The organism is Archaeoglobus neptunius (genome assembly GCF_016757965.1).
Classification (GTDB): Archaea; Halobacteriota; Archaeoglobi; order Archaeoglobales; family Archaeoglobaceae; genus Archaeoglobus; species Archaeoglobus neptunius.
Window position 1 is genome coordinate 81,882 of record NZ_JAEKIW010000004.1, and the last position, 16,969, is coordinate 98,850.

At 45.6% G+C, this 16,969-nt stretch carries 16 protein-coding genes; 8 read left to right on the forward strand and 8 right to left on the reverse strand.

The features are described from left to right. Positions 1 to 17 precede the first annotated feature (17 nt). Together JFQ59_RS03875 and JFQ59_RS03880 are read left to right on the forward strand one after the other, a co-directional pair. Positions 18 to 1,445, forward strand: a complete 1,428-nt coding sequence (locus JFQ59_RS03875; protein WP_202319094.1) for an ATP-binding protein — start codon at positions 18 to 20, stop codon at positions 1,443 to 1,445. Next, positions 1,420 to 2,655, forward strand: coding sequence for a VWA domain-containing protein (locus JFQ59_RS03880; RefSeq protein WP_202319095.1), 1,236 nt, complete (start codon positions 1,420 to 1,422; stop codon positions 2,653 to 2,655). The genes JFQ59_RS03875 and JFQ59_RS03880 overlap by 26 nt, the downstream gene beginning before the upstream one ends. Here the strand turns inward: JFQ59_RS03880 and JFQ59_RS03885 are convergent. Next, entirely contained in the window at positions 2,652 to 3,389 is a 738-nt protein-coding gene (locus JFQ59_RS03885) for an ATPase domain-containing protein (protein ID WP_202319096.1), read from the reverse strand. The genes JFQ59_RS03880 and JFQ59_RS03885 overlap by 4 nt on opposite strands. A 63-nt stretch (positions 3,390 to 3,452) precedes the next feature. Here JFQ59_RS03885 and fbp point away from each other — a divergent pair, with 63 nt between their 5' ends. The 4 genes from fbp to JFQ59_RS03905 all read left to right on the forward strand — a co-directional run bounded on the left by fbp (position 3,453) and on the right by JFQ59_RS03905 (position 7,541). After that, positions 3,453 to 4,565 (forward strand): fructose-1,6-bisphosphate aldolase/phosphatase, encoded by a 1,113-nt coding sequence (gene fbp / locus JFQ59_RS03890; protein WP_202319097.1) that lies wholly within the window; start codon positions 3,453 to 3,455, stop codon positions 4,563 to 4,565. Beyond that, the gene (locus tag JFQ59_RS03895) at positions 4,565 to 5,164 is read left to right on the forward strand and encodes a hypothetical protein (RefSeq protein WP_202319098.1); all 600 of its coding nucleotides are present in this window, start codon (positions 4,565 to 4,567) and stop codon (positions 5,162 to 5,164) included. Before fbp ends, JFQ59_RS03895 begins: the two co-directional genes overlap by 1 nt. Then, complete coding sequence (gene gatE, locus JFQ59_RS03900) at positions 5,161 to 6,999, forward strand: Glu-tRNA(Gln) amidotransferase subunit GatE (protein ID WP_202319099.1); 1,839 nt, start codon at positions 5,161 to 5,163, stop codon at positions 6,997 to 6,999. The genes JFQ59_RS03895 and gatE overlap by 4 nt, the downstream gene beginning before the upstream one ends. A 188-nt stretch (positions 7,000 to 7,187) precedes the next feature. Next, positions 7,188 to 7,541, forward strand: coding sequence for an SCP2 sterol-binding domain-containing protein (locus JFQ59_RS03905; RefSeq protein WP_202319100.1), 354 nt, complete (start codon positions 7,188 to 7,190; stop codon positions 7,539 to 7,541). 469 nt (positions 7,542 to 8,010) lie between these two features. On the opposite strand, the gene JFQ59_RS03910 is transcribed toward JFQ59_RS03905, so the two are convergent. The 5 genes from JFQ59_RS03910 to JFQ59_RS03930 form a co-directional block, all read right to left on the reverse strand. Further along, the gene (locus JFQ59_RS03910; protein ID WP_202319101.1) at positions 8,011 to 8,211 is read right to left on the reverse strand and encodes a helix-turn-helix transcriptional regulator; all 201 of its coding nucleotides are present in this window, start codon (positions 8,209 to 8,211) and stop codon (positions 8,011 to 8,013) included. 13 nt (positions 8,212 to 8,224) lie between these two features. Continuing rightward, positions 8,225 to 8,596: a DUF2178 domain-containing protein gene (locus tag JFQ59_RS03915; protein WP_202319102.1), complete on the reverse strand. Its 372-nt coding sequence runs from the start codon at positions 8,594 to 8,596 to the stop codon at positions 8,225 to 8,227. Between the two features lie 167 nt (positions 8,597 to 8,763). Then, positions 8,764 to 10,203 (reverse strand): DUF2193 family protein, encoded by a 1,440-nt coding sequence (locus tag JFQ59_RS03920; RefSeq protein ID WP_202319103.1) that lies wholly within the window; start codon positions 10,201 to 10,203, stop codon positions 8,764 to 8,766. Beyond that, on the reverse strand, positions 10,200 to 11,015 hold the full coding sequence (locus JFQ59_RS03925) for a tetrahydromethanopterin S-methyltransferase subunit H family protein (RefSeq protein ID WP_202319104.1): 816 nt from the start codon (positions 11,013 to 11,015) through the stop codon (positions 10,200 to 10,202). Before JFQ59_RS03925 ends, JFQ59_RS03920 begins: the two co-directional genes overlap by 4 nt. A 108-nt stretch (positions 11,016 to 11,123) precedes the next feature. After that, positions 11,124 to 11,504 (reverse strand): DUF5658 family protein, encoded by a 381-nt coding sequence (locus JFQ59_RS03930; protein ID WP_202319105.1) that lies wholly within the window; start codon positions 11,502 to 11,504, stop codon positions 11,124 to 11,126. A 325-nt stretch (positions 11,505 to 11,829) separates the two neighbouring features. Here JFQ59_RS03930 and JFQ59_RS03935 point away from each other — a divergent pair, with 325 nt between their 5' ends. Next, positions 11,830 to 12,921, forward strand: a complete 1,092-nt coding sequence (locus JFQ59_RS03935) for an ABC transporter ATP-binding protein (RefSeq protein WP_269140553.1) — start codon at positions 11,830 to 11,832, stop codon at positions 12,919 to 12,921. After that, positions 12,918 to 14,765, forward strand: a complete 1,848-nt coding sequence (locus JFQ59_RS12665) for a magnesium chelatase subunit D family protein (RefSeq protein ID WP_202319107.1) — start codon at positions 12,918 to 12,920, stop codon at positions 14,763 to 14,765. The genes JFQ59_RS03935 and JFQ59_RS12665 overlap by 4 nt, the downstream gene beginning before the upstream one ends. Here the strand turns inward: JFQ59_RS12665 and JFQ59_RS03945 are convergent. Further along, positions 14,743 to 15,732, reverse strand: coding sequence for a FecCD family ABC transporter permease (locus JFQ59_RS03945; RefSeq protein ID WP_202319108.1), 990 nt, complete (start codon positions 15,730 to 15,732; stop codon positions 14,743 to 14,745). The two genes, JFQ59_RS12665 and JFQ59_RS03945, sit on opposite strands and share 23 nt — an antisense overlap. After that, positions 15,729 to 16,805 (reverse strand): ABC transporter substrate-binding protein, encoded by a 1,077-nt coding sequence (locus JFQ59_RS03950; protein ID WP_202319109.1) that lies wholly within the window; start codon positions 16,803 to 16,805, stop codon positions 15,729 to 15,731. Before JFQ59_RS03950 ends, JFQ59_RS03945 begins: the two co-directional genes overlap by 4 nt. Positions 16,806 to 16,969: the final 164 nt, after the last annotated feature.

Sequence of the window (16,969 nt, forward strand, 5' to 3'; positions counted from 1 at the left end):
GATGCCTATCTTTAACGATGGAGTTTGAATACATCTTCGAGGAAGTGAGGATAACGGAAAGAAATGCTCCAAGATTCATTATAAATGGAAAAGAGGTGGACATCTGGGATGGGGAATATAGAAACTACCATTCGAGGAGTGTTTCTGACTATGTGAGAGAAAATTTGCTTAAAATGGAACGGGATGGTATAGACCCGTTTCAGGAGATAGTTGGGAAGGAGCTTGAGAAGGACATGGTGAAAACTGCGCTGATGAGCGGGTCGAATATTCTCTTCAAGGGGAAGAAAGGTTACGGGAAGACAACGTTCTCCAAAAGCATCGCTAAATTGCTACCAGACCGAATTCTGGCGATAAAAGGTTGCAGGATTCACGACGATCCAACACGGCCAGTTTGTTTTTCATGCAAGAAGAAATTACTTGAGCAGGATGAGGTTGAGCTCACCTTTGTACCAAAAAAATGGATACGAATTGCCGGCGATCCGATGATGACCACAAGACAGCTTATAGGAGGAATAAGTTTGCAAAAAATAAGGGAGGGTTATGATCTGGACCATCCTGAGGTTTTTACACCCGGAAGGGTTTTAAAGGCGCACAGGGGAATAGCTTACTTCGATGAGCTTGGATCCATTCCATCCTCACTTCAGACCCTTCTCCATGAACTGCTCGAGGAAAGGCAGATAACAACACCTGAGGGAGATATCATTCCGATGAAAATAGACACTTTAGTCATTGCCTCAACGAATCCCGCAAACTATCGAGGTGTTTCGGACATAAAGGAGCCACTTCTGGACAGAATGGAGCAGATAGACATCGGACCCCCTGATACGCTGGAAGAGGAAATAGAGATAGGGTTGAGGAACATGGCGATTAAGGCTGACGTAATACCCGAATGGCATCTCAAAATTCTTGCTGGAGCCGTAAGGTGTATGCGAAGCAAAAATTGCAGATATGCGGGAAGAATTGAGGTTGAACCGAGCTGCAGGGCGACGATAAAGGTTTTTGATCATGTCGCCGCCTCTGCGTTGAGAAATGGTAGAGAAGCTGTTATGTTAGCGGATTATGGAAAGGACTATTCGAATGTGAAACTGGCGTTTAAGAGCAGATTTGAGGTGGACTACGAAGAGGAGTTGAGCAAGGATCTGGTTATACACGAAATAGTAAACGACTCAATAGACACAGTGTCCGGAGAAGTCTATTCGGCGATACCCAGAAGCATTTTTGGAGGTATGATGGAAGAGCTTTCGGATATGGGTGAAATTGACGTTTACTCAGAAAATGGTCTCAAGGAATGCAAGAATTTATGGGCATTTGTTTCTTCAATGTGCAGAAGAAGGCGGGAAGTTTACTCAGCGCTCGAGATTACACTTGAAGCAATTGCAAGATGCACCGGTCTGGTTGAGAGGACATCGGATGGTGTTTATGTCTACACGGCGTATGACAGATAAGCCCGAATGCAGGCTGTGTGAGGCATCTGAAAGCGGGATAGAGAAGATTGCGGATGATCTGCTTTACTCTCTTTTCAATCCTTATTACAGGGATGAAGGTGAGTTCGACATAAGCGAACTGATTAAGAAGTATGTCGATGAGGAACTGGCAAGGGATTTCGAGATGTTCTCATCTGCATTTAAAGAGTTCTCCAAGACTTTTGGCTACATGAGCAACTACTGGATGGAGAAAAATGCCAGATTGAAGGAGGCAAAGCAGAAGGCGTGGGAGGAGTTTAAGGAGCTGCTGAAACAGGAAACACTGGCTGTTGAGCAGCTCAGCATGAGCCAGATTGTTGACAGCTTTTTCGACGAGGTTGTTGAGGAACTTCAAAAGCTGGGATACATTGAAAGGATAGAAACGAGGTTTCACAGGAAGGTTATAAACTACACTGCAAAGGCTGAGAAAGTGATTGGAGAGAAGGTGCTTTCGTTAAGCCTTCAAAACCTCGACAGGAAGCATTTTGGGGAGCATGAAACAGAAAAGTTTGGAATTTCCATATTCTCGAGCGAGAAATTGATTGAGTATGACCCGTACATGCATGGGTTTGATAGCATTGATATCTTTGAGAGTCTTCTGAAATCCGCCATGAGGGGTGAGATCGAGATTGAGGAGAGGGACATGGTTGCGAGACAGCCCAAGCATTCGGAGAAATGCGTTTATGTTATGCTTATAGATGTAAGTGATTCAATGAGGGGCAGGAAAATTGTTGGTGCAATTGAAGCTGCCATGTGCCTGGAGAGGGCAATAAAAAGGGGTGCCACCAGCGACGAACTCAGGATATTGGCGTTCAACCACAGGGTAAGGGAGATAAAGCATGGCGAGATTCTCAATCTTGAACCGAGAGGTAGAACGGACATAGGTCTTGCTTTAAGAAAGGCAAGAGACCTGCTCAGGAGGAGTTCCGGAACGGGCGTGGTGTTTCTCATCTCCGACGGTGAGCCAACATCGAGCTACAACCCATACCTCACGCCATGGAGATGTGCTCTGAGAGAAGCGGAGAGACTCAGGAATGTTGATGCAAGGCTTCAGATCATAATGTTCGGAAAAGAGGGGAGATTTCTCGAGTTATGCAGAAATATCGCCAAACTAAGCGGCAACTCCAACATTTTTCACTTTTCCGACCCGCTTAACCTGAAAAAATTTGTGGTTCAGAGATTCGTTCGCTAGGCAAACACTTCTTCTTTCGAGTAAACAACTATTCCCTTATCCGTGATTTCGAAGGGATGGATTTTGCTGCTGTGATTTGTACCTCTCATCTTGAATATCTCTATGCTTCTCACTCTTGTGTTCTCAATTCGTGTGTAGTAAAGGACTATGGTTCCTTCAACCACGAAGTTCTCGACACCAAAACGGCTTATTTTGTCCCCCCCACCCTCGACAACCTCGCAGGTTAGAACAGAGGTTAATCCGAGTATTTCCATGGTTGTCGAAATCTTCAACAACTCAACTCTGAACTTTGCCGGATCACCAATGGTGAAGCCAATGGAGGTTGTGGAGTCCACAACAGCTCTCCTGGCTCCAATTTCATCCTGAATCGTGATAATCTGATCGAGAAGGGATCTTGTGTCAAAGGGTCTGACATCAATGTACCTTTCATCGGAAGGGAGACCTATCTTTGTCGAGGTAGCATCAACTATTGCGAGCATGTTCTCATCTTCGTACTTCTCCAGGTCCCAGCCGAATGTGAGAAAGTGCTCTCTAAGATGCTGTGGCCTCTCCTCTGTGGCAACAAAAATTCCCGGCTCATTATAATTCTCTACACCGTTAACCAGAAACTGCATGGCGAATATGGTTTTTCCGGAACCAGACGGACCGGATACAAGGTAGCTTCTATCTCTCAGCAACCCTCCCTCACACAGTTCGTCAAAACCCGGTATCCCAGTAGGTGCACGCTCCAGCATGGTAACCAACTCTTTCTTTCATAAACCTTAAAGTTTAAATTGTTTACGCATCATCATCTCGTTATGAGAAAAGTTACGGTATCCCTGATAAAGGCGGATGTCGGGAGTGTGGCAGGGCACACAACGGTGCCCGATGAACTGAAAAACGTTGCAATGGAGAACCTTCAGAACGCTGTTGATTCCGGCTTAATTATTGATTTCAGAGTATTTAATGCGGGTGATGATCTCGAACTTCTGATGACCCACAGCAGGGGAGTGGACAGCGAGGAAATTCACAGACTCGCATGGGAAACATTTGAGAAAGCTGCAAAGATCGCAAAGGACCTCAAGCTCTACGGAGCAGGGCAGGATCTGCTGAAAGATGCATTCTCCGGGAATGTCAGAGGTCTTGGACCGGGAGTTGCGGAGATGGAATTTACGGAAAGAGGGGCAGAACCTCTGATAGCATTCATGATGGATAAAACCGAGCCCGGAGCGTTCAACATGCCGATTTTCAGAATTTTCGCCGACCCGTTCAATACTGCAGGCCTTGTGATCGACCCATCAATGCACGCTGGCTTTGTTTTCGAAATATGGGACATAAAGGAGAGCAAGAGGGTGTTCATGAGAACTCCAGAAGAAATGTACGACATTCTGGCTTTAATCGGCGGAAAGAGCAGGTTTGTGATAAAGAGGGTTTATCCGAAAGAGGGGAGTAAGTTACCCGCAGATGAACCTGTGGCCGTTATAAGCACAGAAAAGCTGTACGAGGTTGCGGGAGAGTACGTGGGTAAGGATGATCCGGTGGCGATTGTGAGAGCTCAGAGCGGGTTGCCTGCTGTTGGAGAGGTTCTCGAGGCATTCGCCTTCCCGCATCTCGTGAGCGGTTGGATGAGAGGCAGTCATAACGGCCCAATAATGCCCGTGCCATTCAGGTACTCAAAATGCACGAGGTTTGATGGGCCACCGAGATGCATCGCAGCGGGATTTCAGCTTGCAAATGGAAAGCTTGTTGGGCCGGTAGATATGTTTGACGATCCGGCGTTTGACTACACACGGAACAAAGCACTGGAAGTAGCTGAATACATGCGCCGTCATGGTCCATTCGAGCCGCACAGATTACCGAGTGAAGATATGGAGTACACGACCCTGCCAAAAGTGCTCAACAGATTGAAGGATAGGTTCGAAGAGGTTTGATGAAGCACATATTCTGGCACGGAATGGCGGAAGAGGAAAAAATAGAGTATCTAAGAAAGTTCAGTGTAGCAGTGGTTGGCAGCAGAATGCTCATGGAAATTCTCTGGAGGAGTGGAGTTGGATGTATACGGTACATCTCGGACTACGTCTCTCCTGTTGATTCGAGACTGGACTGCACCATAGATCCTCTGGAAGCGAACAACTATGATATCGTCCATCCCATGTCCAGCGATTCATGCGTAATCTCATATCTTTTTCCGGATAGCGAGTCTGAATTGAGAAAACTTCTGAGGGGAATTGATGTCGTTGTGGCTCACAAACACGTGGATTTGATGGCTGAGATTGCTGAGAGAATAGGTGCTCCTTTCATCCCGGACATCATAACAACTTTTCTGCCTGATGGTGTGAAATTCTGTGAAATCGAGTATCCGAAGGTTAAGAGAGATCCAATAGGTTACTCTTTGACATGCAGCATTCAGGCTGGAGAGGTGATGAGGATATTTACCGGTTATCATTTACCGACAATTGCTCCTGAAGCCTATATCGTGGATGTAAGGAGCGAGAACTATTTGAGAAAGATAACGCTGAAGGTGAGATGATGGATTACGAAAAAGTAGGGCTGATGGTGGGAATTGAGATTCACCAGCAACTCGATACCAGACACAAGCTTTTCTGCTACTGCCCCACACCACACAGGGAGGTTGAAGAATCGAATTTTGAGTTTATCAGGTATTTGAGGCTCAAGAAAAGCGAGATCGGTGAGGAGGACAGGGCGGCGAGGGAGGAGGTTGAAAGGAGCAGGAGGTTCGTTTACAAGTATTACGATACAACCTGCCTCGTCGAAGCTGATGAGGAGCCGCCAAGAGAACTGAACAGGGAAGCGCTGGAAATCGCCATTCAGGTTGCGAAGATGCTGAACATGGAGTTTGCAGATGAAGTGCATGTGATGAGGAAGATCGTAATTGACGGTAGCAATACCACAGGGTTTCAGAGGACTGCTTTAGTTGCCTTCGATGGGTTTATTGAGGTTGATGGCAAAAGGATTGGAATTGCAACCCTCTGTCTTGAGGAGGAGGCATGCAGGAAGGTTGACGAGGGAGAGGGATATGCCGTTTACTCTCTTGACAGACTCGGCATTCCGCTTGTGGAGATAGGCACTGAGCCAGACATCAACACACCGGAGATGGCAAAGAAGGTAGCTGCAAAGCTCGGTATGATTCTGAGATCAACCGGGAAGGTTAAGAGGGGGCTGGGCACGATTAGGCAGGATGTGAACATCAGCATAAGGGACGGGGCGAGGGTTGAGATAAAGGGCGTGCAGGATCTGGACATTCTGGACAAGATTGTGGAGTATGAGGTTGTCAGACAGCTCAACCTGCTTGAAATCAGGGAAGAGTTGAAAAGGAGGAAAGCAGAGGTTGACGGCAGAATTTTTGATGTTACGGACGTTTTCAGAAACACGAAGTCGAAGATAATCAGGAATAAGACCGTCAAAGCCATTCTGCTGAAGGGTTTTGCAGGACTGGTTGGCAAAGAAATTCAGCCGGGAAGAAGGCTCGGGACAGAATTTGCAGACATAGCCAAAACTTTTGGTCTGGGCGGAATATTTCATACCGACGAGCTTCCGGCTTATGGCATAAGCGAGGATGAAGTGAAGAATTTGAAGGCATTTGTCGCTGCTGAAGAAGGGGATGCCGTTATCATGGCTGCGGGAGATGCTGCAAGAGTAGAGAGGGCTTTGAAGAGAATAATCGAGAGGGCCAAGTACTGCCTCGTAGGAGTTCCGGAGGAGACGAGAAAGGCGAATGAGGATGGGACAACATCTTATCTCCGCCCACTACCCGGAGCCGCGAGGATGTATCCCGAAACGGATGTACCGCCCGTTTTGATCACTCAGGAAATGCTTGAAGTTGAGATTCCAGAGCTGATTGAGGAGAGGGCAAGGAGATACGAGAAGCTGTTACCCAAGGATCTGGCGTGGGAAATGGCAGACTCACCCTACTACAGACTTTTTGAGGAGTATGCTGCAAAAATGCAGCCGACAGTTGTGGCGAGAGTTCTGCACATCCTTCCAGCATACTTGAGAAAGGAGGGAGTTAACGTTGACGTTCTTGAAGAGAGACATTTCAGACTCGTCCTCGATATGATTTTGAACAATGAAATGGCCAAGGAGGGGGCTGAGGAGGCTTTGAAGATTCTGGCTGAGAGACCGGATGCAGGCAGGAAAGAGGTGCTCAGCAGGATTGGTGTAGCTGAGGATCTTGACGGGTTCATCAGGAAGCTGGTTGAGGAGAAGGCTGATTTAATAGCGGAGAGAGGAGAGGGAGCGTTCAAACCGCTGATGGGCCTCGTTATGAAAGAATTCAGAGGGAGAGTTGACGGAAAGGTTGTGGCGGAGAAATTGAGGAGGGCGATAGAGGACTTTATTGGGTAGTTTTCGAAATCAAAATTTTCTCCTGCCTGATCTCGGCAACAATTCCATCCATAGCTTTCAGAAGCTTCCTTTGTGATTCTTCTTCGTTATTTTCATTTCCACGGGAAGGAGCAATCCTGTAGGAATTTCAGCCAAGCGTTCCAGAGAAAAAGAGATATTTTTTTAAATTTTTAAAAATTCATGGTGACATGCAGGTTGAATACAGCAGAGAGGAGTTGAAATTTGCGACAATTCTTGGGAAAATACTCGAAGAAAAATTGAGAGACAAGAAGAAGGAAGAAATTGCGAGGAGAATTAACGGCAGTGTGTCTGTAGAGTGCAGAGATCTGAAAATGAGCACTACCATAACATTCAAAGGGGATAGAGTTATAGTGGAGAGCGGTTCGAAAGGAAAATATCTGATTTCCGCTGATCTGCAAACACTGAACGGACTGACATTTGGAAAAATAGGCCTTCTCGGTACCGTAAAACTCATTATCAAAGGAAAGCTGAAGATAAAGGGAATGATATTTGCGATGAAGTTCAGGGAATTGTTCCGGTGATTTTTGGAGATATAAAACTTCAATTTTCGATGAGAGTAATCTCTTCTGTCAGATGCTGCCCTTACTATCTTTGTGTCATTCTTAATCTTTCCTGCAAATTGCCAGGTATACAAGGAAGTGCTTGAAAGGTTTTTGGTTGAAGGAGAACATGAGTTTGAGCAAGCTGTTGAGCTTGATCTCAACTCCTCTAACGTATTTTATTGCGAATAGAATGAAAGAGTAGTATTATTCAAAAAGCTCGTAAAAATTCTTATTGGCTATTTGAATAGAGAAGATAAACTTAAGCTGAGAGATCGGAAGTTAGGGAAATGTTAGCTCTTTATTGACAAAATTCACAGATTTTCGAGGAGATCTGTAGCGAAATTCGTCTATGCTAACGTACTTTTGGTTGCAATACGATTAAGACCTGGATTCAGGGAAAAGAAGGTCGGCTGAGTGGTGAGTTTGCAGACACTCTAAACTCTGAATTTTAATCATCATCTTCAAATATAAAAAGCTCCTCTATCGTCGTGTTCAGGGCCTTTGCCACCCTGTACGCCAGCTTGAGGGATGGGTTGTACTTGCCCTTCTCGAGGAAAACTATCGTCTCCCTCCTCACACCCACCTTCCTTGCAAGTTCCTCCTGAGTCATGTTGTATCTTGCCCTGAACTCCTTTATTCTGGTTTTCATGTTCTTGCATCACCTAACCCACAGCCTTCCTGCTGTAGTAGCCGTAGAAGATGAAGTAAAGCACGAGCAGAACGCAGGCTGAGTAAGCCAGAGTATATCCTGTCTGAGCTTGTTCGTTCAGAGCTATCAAGGTTGTGCCGAGCAATGCAGCACCAATAGTAAAAACCGTCCATGCTGATTTGGATGCCTTCTCGCTTATCCTGTGATCTCTCTCATCTTCTATAATATCGGTAACTCTCCTTCTCCCCAGAGCTATCAGAATACTTCCCACAGCAAATGCCGCTAATGGTAGCAGAGCGTTTCCGGCTGACACTCCATAACCCACTGCCATGCCCATCGCAGCCACTATCAGACCTGAATACACGACAAACAGTTTCCGGTTCATGTTCCCACCTGTTAGCTAATTCTAACATTATGTTAGATATACTTAACATTGTATTTAAAAATTTCCCTTGTGTATCTCAAAATCTGGGTGGGCTGCAAATAGGTGATTCTCAGACTCTGTCCTGATGTGCCACTGTAACTGAAAGACTGGATCTGAGCTTGAACGAGTCAGGAAATTTTGGTGGCTATACAGTGCAGGCATTTTGCCGGCTGGACGTGTGCAGTAGCACAGTTCTTGCACAGACTAACTGGAGCAAAGGGCTTTTCGGGGTTAAGAGCAACTGCATTCACCAGCACTGCAATGCTTACCGGTTCTGGAGCGAGCAGACAAGGCATATCTGCGAACTTCATCAATGTGGCGAACTTCGTTGTTATTGCACAGAAGGGGTATGCGTATAACTCGCCATGCTGCAGCATAGATGTCTCGTAGTCGCGGAAATCCGGTTCGATACCACCTATTTTCCATCCTCTATCAGCCAGACGCTGTCCGCGAAAGGCAAAATCAAGCAGGTCGTTTACATGCAGCTCGTTGACAACACTTCTATCAAACTGTCTCAGCATGATGTGGTTGTAAAATCTCTCTGTAAAGAACCTTGCAAGCATCTCCGCAGTGATGCCCTCATCCCATAGCATTCTGTAGATCAGGAGAGAGGACAGGCCAGTTGCGTAGTAGGATATGTCAAAGATGCTCCTCATTCCATCAGCATTCAGATTTCTCATAAGGAATGCCAGATGAACGCGGAGCAGCTCCATATTGATTTCGTCCCTGCAGATGCTGTAATACTGCCATCCGATATGGTGGCCGACATCGCCAACGTGTGTTGGCAGCATCACCACATTGGCAATATGCACGTCTTCAATCGACATTTTGACGATATCAAACATTTTTTCCCTGTACAGTCTCATATACTCCGCAGGGTCAAAGGATGAGAATCCGTGTGTCCTCATTATGTCTACCTGCAGTTTTACGGGTTCAAGCAGCATTCTTTGCATCTGAGCTTTTTCTGCGTTTATGGCCTTCAAAAAATTGCCTGTATCCCTGAACACCCTCAGAAAAGTGTCACCGAATATGTAGGAGGTGTTCAGTCCCCACGATTTTGAGGCAAGTATGGCCAGAATGTAATCATCTGTATCCATTTTCTCTGCGATTTTGGCCAGAACAGAAAAGGTTGAGCCTGGAATGGCTGCAAAATCTTTTGCAGAGGTCACGCCGTAAAAACCATTGGCAATCCTCATCGCTTCCAGAGCTATAAGATCGTCACTCTCGTTAATTGTTTTCGCAAAAGTCTCGGCAGCTTCTCTGAAGGAGCTATCAAGATCGTAGAGAATTTCAACGACCACCGGTGTTTGCATCCACTCCATAAATGCTGACTCGAAGGGTTTTATACTTTCTGTCAGTTTTCTGAGTATTCCGTAGTGGTTCAGAACGCTCATCCTGTAAAGGTCCAGCGCCTCTCCACTCTGCCATTCCTTTACCTTTAACTCTTTAACCAAATTCACGAAGTTCTCGCAGTGAGGTATTTTGAAGTCTTCAAATCTGTACCTCTCTATTGTTCTCACGATTGTTTTCTGCATCTCTAAGGCCTCGTTGAGTACCTCACGTATCATCTCGATATCACCCTGTGAAGTGGTACGCTTAAACCGGTCTTAACTTCTTCGATTATGGAAGCACTCTCAAAGGCAACATCACAGCGTTCAATCGGCCCGTAGAATAGGAAGTCGCTGAACAACTGGGCGACGGAATCAACGCTGCTGACGAGAACCTTGGTGTCAAGTTCTTTTTTCAGGTATTCCGCCATGTAGTACGACACGTTTGCAGGTCCACATCCTGCCGGATAATCATACGCTGACTTGACCACCAGGAGCGTCTCTATAACCTCTCCGAGACTCTTTATGTCTGTAGGGACGACATCAATTAAGAGTTCACGTATTCCCAGCTTTTTAGCTCTGGTTATCAGCCCTTCTCTCTTTGCATCACCAGAAAGCAGCGTGAACCGTCTTGGGGGAGTTGTGTAGGATGGATCGTAGCAGAAAATAATTGCTTTGCTAACTCCCACCTCCTTTACGAGTTTCAGCTCATCTTTAGTATTCATCGTGCTGATGGAGTTGTAAATTATCCTGTCCACGACTCCATGTTCTGAAGCATATCTCAACCCGGCAATCCGCGCATCCACGTATCCGTCCAGGATGAAGGGTTTATCGTAGTGATCCAGAATGAAATCCAGATATTTCACCATTGCCTCTCCGCTTTCCGCCACAACATCGAGGGTTGAAGGTATCTGATAGGCATCGGAAAGTTCCTCCTGTCTGTTTATAAGATATTCTGCCCGGGCAGCGTCAAAAACTCCTTTTTCAGGGTCCTCAACCACCGAGTGCCTCGAATAGAATATGCTGCCTATGAGAAATGTTTTGTCTTTCATATGTCTGGTTTGAAGACAAGTAAAATAAACTTTATTTTGCATCTTCGGAACTGGATTACCGTAGTAGCCTTTAATAATTGGAGGGTTCAAGGGGTAAATTGTGACCATCTATGCGTTTGCAGAATTTGAGGAACGGGGAAATAGAACGAACATGTTGACCACGAATATAGCGGCAAAAATGGCAAAGAGTCTACCCAGATCAAGATTGAGGTCTGTGTTCCAGAGTATGACGAGAGTGTTGTTGATGACAACCAGAATGTAGAAGGATAGCAGGGTGGAGTAGCTCGCAAACTTCAGTCGTACGTCCGCAACTTTCTCAATCGCAAGAACTGTGAGGATGGCGAACACAAGCTTTACAGCGTAGATGGGATAACCAATTACTGGAGCCAGGATCTCGTTACTCTCGTATCCGATTCCGCTACCTATTACGTACTCTGTGGTGAGCACATCTGCCATACAGAGAGCAACAACTACAAATCCAAGCCACATAGAGTATGGTTGATCAAATAAAAAATAAATTTTTTTCATAAATATGTATTTCTACAAATGTGATTTCCCTTATGTGATTGCAAAATTCAGAGTATTTGTTTTAGTGGTAGCGGTCAGCAAACTTTATAAATCCAAAAAGATTTACTAGCTGTAAAATGAATTTGATGGAATTCGTAATTTGCAATACGAAAGTTCTGCCTGCGAAAGCAGTCTTGGAGACCTCTTTTTTCCGTAAGTCCGCATTAAATTTCCTGCCCGCTCCGGTGGAGGTGGTAGTATTCCCCTGAAAACCAGAGGTCTCTCGGTAGGATACTCATCCCCAATACTGAGAGATCTCAATTTGAAGATAGAGAAGGGAGAAGTACTCGGAATTCTCGGTCCGAATGGATGTGGAAAGTCCACACTGCTAAAGACGCTTGCAGACATCCTGAAACCAATAGTGGGAGCGGTATTGATTGACGAAAAAGAAGTTTCCGGTATGAGTTCATCCGAGCTTGCGAAAAAGATGTCGGTTATGTTTACCGAGAGGGGAGATCTGGGATTTCTAACGGCGTTTGACGTCGTTGCATTGGGGAGGTATCCGTACTTAGATCACTTCGGAAGGCTGAGCGATAGAGATGCTGAAATCATTATGGATTGTCTGAAAATCGTGAATGCCGAGCATCTTGCAAAAAGGTTCTTTTTTGAGATGAGTGATGGGGAAAAACAGAAGATACTGATTGCGAGGGCTCTTGCTCAGGAGCCGGAAATTATGCTGCTGGACGAACCAACGAGCTTTCTCGATGCTCGACACAAGATTGAGATTATGCTTCTTTTGAGAAGAATAGCAATTGAGAAGGAAGTGTCCATCATTCTAACAACCCACGACATAGAGATGGCTTTGAGAATATGCGATAGAGTTGTACTTGTGGGCAACGGTAGAGTGGTATACGAAGGAATCCCGGAAGAGGTTCTCACAGCGGAAAATCTCAGCAGTGTTTATGGTTTTAACACTGCTCACTTCGATGCAGCCATAGGATCTTTCGAGATAAAGAACGCCAACAACACCAGGTTACATATAGTGTGCGGAGCGGGGACGGGTGCAAAGCTGATGAGGTTTCTGGTTAAAAAGGGTATCGGATTTACCGCCGGGGTTTTGCATGAAAACGATATCGATTGCGTCATCGCAAGATCTGTTGCTAAGGAGGTTGTGGTTGAGAAGCCATTTGAACCCATAAGCTACAATACTTTTAAAAAAGCCGTTGAACTCGCTGAAGGGAGAATAATTGTGGACACGGCATTTCCGGTTGGGGAATTTAATGAGAGGAATTTTGAATTGTTTGAGGTCGGAAGCAAGGTTTTGACCTTCAGAAGAAATTTGAAGAAGTTCCGTAGGGTGAGATGCTTTGACGACGTTCTACGGGAGGTGATGAAGTGATATATCCTTTCACGGCAATAGTTGGGCAGGAGAAAATGAGGAAAGCTTTGATTTTGAATGCAGTGAATCCAAAGATAGGCGGAGTTCTGCTCAGGGGCGACAAAGGAACCGGAAAGTCAACTGCTGTGAGAGCTTTAGCAGACGTTTTGCCGGAAATTGAAGTATCCGACTGTACCTTCAATTGTTCGGTAGATGCACTCTGTGGTGAATGTAGAAAGAAGTTCGTGAACGGGGGTCTGAAATTTGTCAGGAAAAAAATGAAGATAGTCGAACTGCCGATTTCGTCCACTGAGGATAGAGTTGTTGGGACTCTTGACTTTGAAAAGGCTCTTAAGGAGGGGATAAAAGCTCTCCAACCGGGGATCTTGGCAGAGGCGAACAATAACGTCCTTTACATAGATGAGGTAAATCTGCTGGACGACCACATCGTTGATACTCTGCTGGATGTTGCGGCAAGCGGATGGAACGTTATCGAGAGGGAAGGTATCTCTTTCAAACATCCGTCAAGGTTCATCTTAGTCGGTACGATGAATCCCGAAGAGGGGGAACTCAGACCCCAGCTCCTTGACAGATTTGGTATGGTTGTAGACGTGGATGCGATAACTGATGCCAAACTCAGGGCGGAAGTTTTAAGGCGTGTAGAAGAATTCTCCGAAAATCCAGAAGCCTTTTATAAAAAATTTGAGGCCGATCAGAGAAAGCTGCAAAGGAGGATAAGTATTGCGAGGGGCATTATCAATGAAGTCGCAGTACCGGAGGATATAATCGATGTCGTCGCGAAACTTTGCAGCGAACTTGGAATAAAAACGCATAGAGCGGACATAACGACTGTAAGGGCGGCAAGGGCACTGGCAGCTTTTAACGGGCGGAGGATTGTGACTGTAATGGATGTTATGGAGGTTATTGAACTGACCCTGCCCCACAGAATTAAAACAAAACCCTTCGAGGAACCGGAGTTGGATTTTGACAGGGTTGAAAAGATGCTGAAAAGTTTCACGGAAATGGATGTGGTGGAGGAAGATGGAGAGAAGGTTGAGGGGCAAAAAAAGTTTGCAGATAGCCAAGAGATTGATAAAGCTCGGTTACCGAAAATGGATTTTAAGGTGAACGTAAATGGTATCAAAGGGAGGAGGGTTAAGTCACGGACCGACTATGGAAAGTTCGTCGATTTCCGGGTGAAGGGGAAAGATATAGCTATTTCTGCAACCGTAAGGGCTGCGTTGGGTAGAGGTGCAAGGGTTCCGGATGAAAGAGACTACAGGTACAAGATGTGTTCGGGGAGAGTGGCCTCGACGATAGCGGTTGTTGTTGATGCGAGCGGTTCCATGGCGTCGATGAAAAGGATGAGTGTGGCTAAAGGACTGGTTTTGAAACTGTTACAAGATGCCTACGTTAATAAAGACAGGGTCTCGATGGTGGTTTTCAGAGATTCCACAGCGGAAGTCGTCGTGCCTCCCACCTCGTCGCCCCACTTTGCCATAAGCAAAATTGCAGAAATGAAAACAGGAGGGAAAACCCCACTTACGGCCGGGTTGATCAAAGCGAGGGACGTGCTCAGGGCGGAGATGAAAAAGGGGTATGTACCTATAATGGTGCTGATAACGGATGGCAGAGCAAATGTTGCCTTTAGCAGAGATATCGAGAGGGAGATAGAGAAGGTATGCGAGTCAATACTGCGGGATAGGATCCTAACCGTAGTTTTTGATGCTGATGACTACGTCTCGTTGGGTTATTCAAAGGAGATAAGCGAGATGACGGGTGGGCTTTATTACAGACTTAGTGATTTCAGCGAAGGGAGAGTATTTGAGATAGTTGATGGTGTTAGACGATCCTTCTCCTCCTGATCACCAGCGAGATTACAATTGGGGCTCCAAAAAGAGATGTCGCAACACTTACAGGTATCTCGACGGGAGCGACAATCGTTCTGGAAACTATGTCGCACACAACCGTTATTGTGGCGCCGCAGAGTGCTACCGCCGGGATCAGGACTCTGTGATCTGAGGTCTTCAGAATCAAACGGGTTATGTGTGGGGTTGCCAGACCTACGAATGCTACTATCCCGGCAAAAGCCGTTACCAGAGCTGTAATAAAGCTTGACACCAGAATTATCATAAACCTTACGAATCTGACGTTCACGCCCATCGATTTGGCGTACTCTTCACCCATAATCAAGGCGTTCAGCGGTTTTGCAAGGAGAACTGAAAGTACGAATGTGGATAGCGTTGTGCTGATTATAACGGGCAGGTCATCAAGGGTTATACCGGAAAAACTTCCGAAAGTCCAAAGCACAAACTGGTGAACGGCTTCGCTTTCAGCAAAGGTTATCAATATCTTCTCCACTGCCCCAAATACAAAACTTAGCATAAGTCCGATTATGAGAAGGGATACGGAACTCCTTACCTTGGTTGCAATAGACAGGATTATAATGATTGCTGCAATGGAACCAATTAATGCCGATCCAACAAGCCCGTAATAGCCGATTCCAATTTGAGAGAGGACGTAAAGGGCGACACCGAGAGATGCAGCCGATGATATTCCGAGCACGTACGGTCCGGCCAGTGGATTTCTAAAATATGTTTGCAGAAGAAGCCCGCTTAACGCTAAAGCAGCACCCCCAAAGTAGGCTCCGATCGTTCTTGGCAGCCTTACGTTGAGTATTATGTAATCCTTTATATCGCCTTTACCCTTACCGGTTAGTGTGTTCAGAACGTCTTTAATCCCAATATTTGCTGAACCAACAGCTATACCAGCAAAAACGGAAACGAGAGATAGGAAAATCAGGAGCAAAAGTGCGACTGCCGCCCTTCTCATGTAAGTCTTATGAAAAATCTCGGTTTGTAACCCTGGAACTTGTCCGGATGGCACATTGCTGCGAGGTCTTTTACAATTACGTCCGGATGAAGTATCCCCAGTTGCCAGTAGTCATCAGATATTCTGTAAATTCTCCCATCCCTAATCGCTTTTATTTCGGAGAGTCTGCTGTCGATCCTGAGCAGGTCTTCAATGCTTTTCACAGTGTATGAGGAATAGACAGCAACATCCGTATCGTTACCCTTAAGCAGCAGGTCTTCAAGTGTTATCTTGGCACTACCGCTACCGTTCAAATCTCTGAAAACGTAATCAGCCTTGGCATACTCAACAGCTTTTGCCACATAGCTGCCTCCTCTGGGAACGTAAACATTTCCTTTCCATATCGAAAACCAGAGGAGTTTCGGCCTCTCTGTATCGTTTATACTGCTGTAAATTTCCATTATGTTTTTCTCGATTTTGCTGAAGTATTCATTAGCCATCTCATCCCTATCTGTCAATGCTCCGAAGAACTTTACCCATTCAGCCCTGCCCAGCGGATCGGTCTCTTTCCATTCGCTATCGATGATGTACGGTATCTTAAGTTCCTCAAGCTTTCTCCTCACGTTTTCGTTGTACTCAGTAACGTAAATAACAACAAGATCCGGTTTTAGTTCGAGAATTTTTTCGTAATCAGGAGCGCTTGGCGTACCGACGTCGGCAATTTTTCCCTTTTTCAACCTTTCTTCAATGTCTTTAAAGTACCATTTATACCTGCCACCCCACATAATACCTGAGATGCAATCGGTTGCATTTATCGCCTCAAGCTGTGCCACATGCGTGGACGACATCAAGATAATTCTTTTTACGGGGATCTTTATCGGAATACCTGCAACGTCCGGTTTTTTGTTTTTGTATAGAATATAATCTGTCCACTTCCCGTCGTATCTCACCCGCAGAATCTTGTAATCTTTGTGATACTCTATGTCGAAGTATTTGGCGTATTTTACAGTTTTTGCCGAGTGTTCGCTTACATGCTGAACACATCCGAGCACAGCCAAGGCTATTATTATGCCTGCCAATATTTTCGGATTCATTGACACAATATCAAATGTATTTGATTTATAAATCCTTCGAACATTAGTACCTCCTGAAGGGACAGCTTTCTGTTTCGATGTTGGCAAAGGCTAACGTGGGACAGGTAAACGATTCTGTACCGTCCGGAGCAACAAAAATAGCCTTTCCCTGCATTGCCGCACAT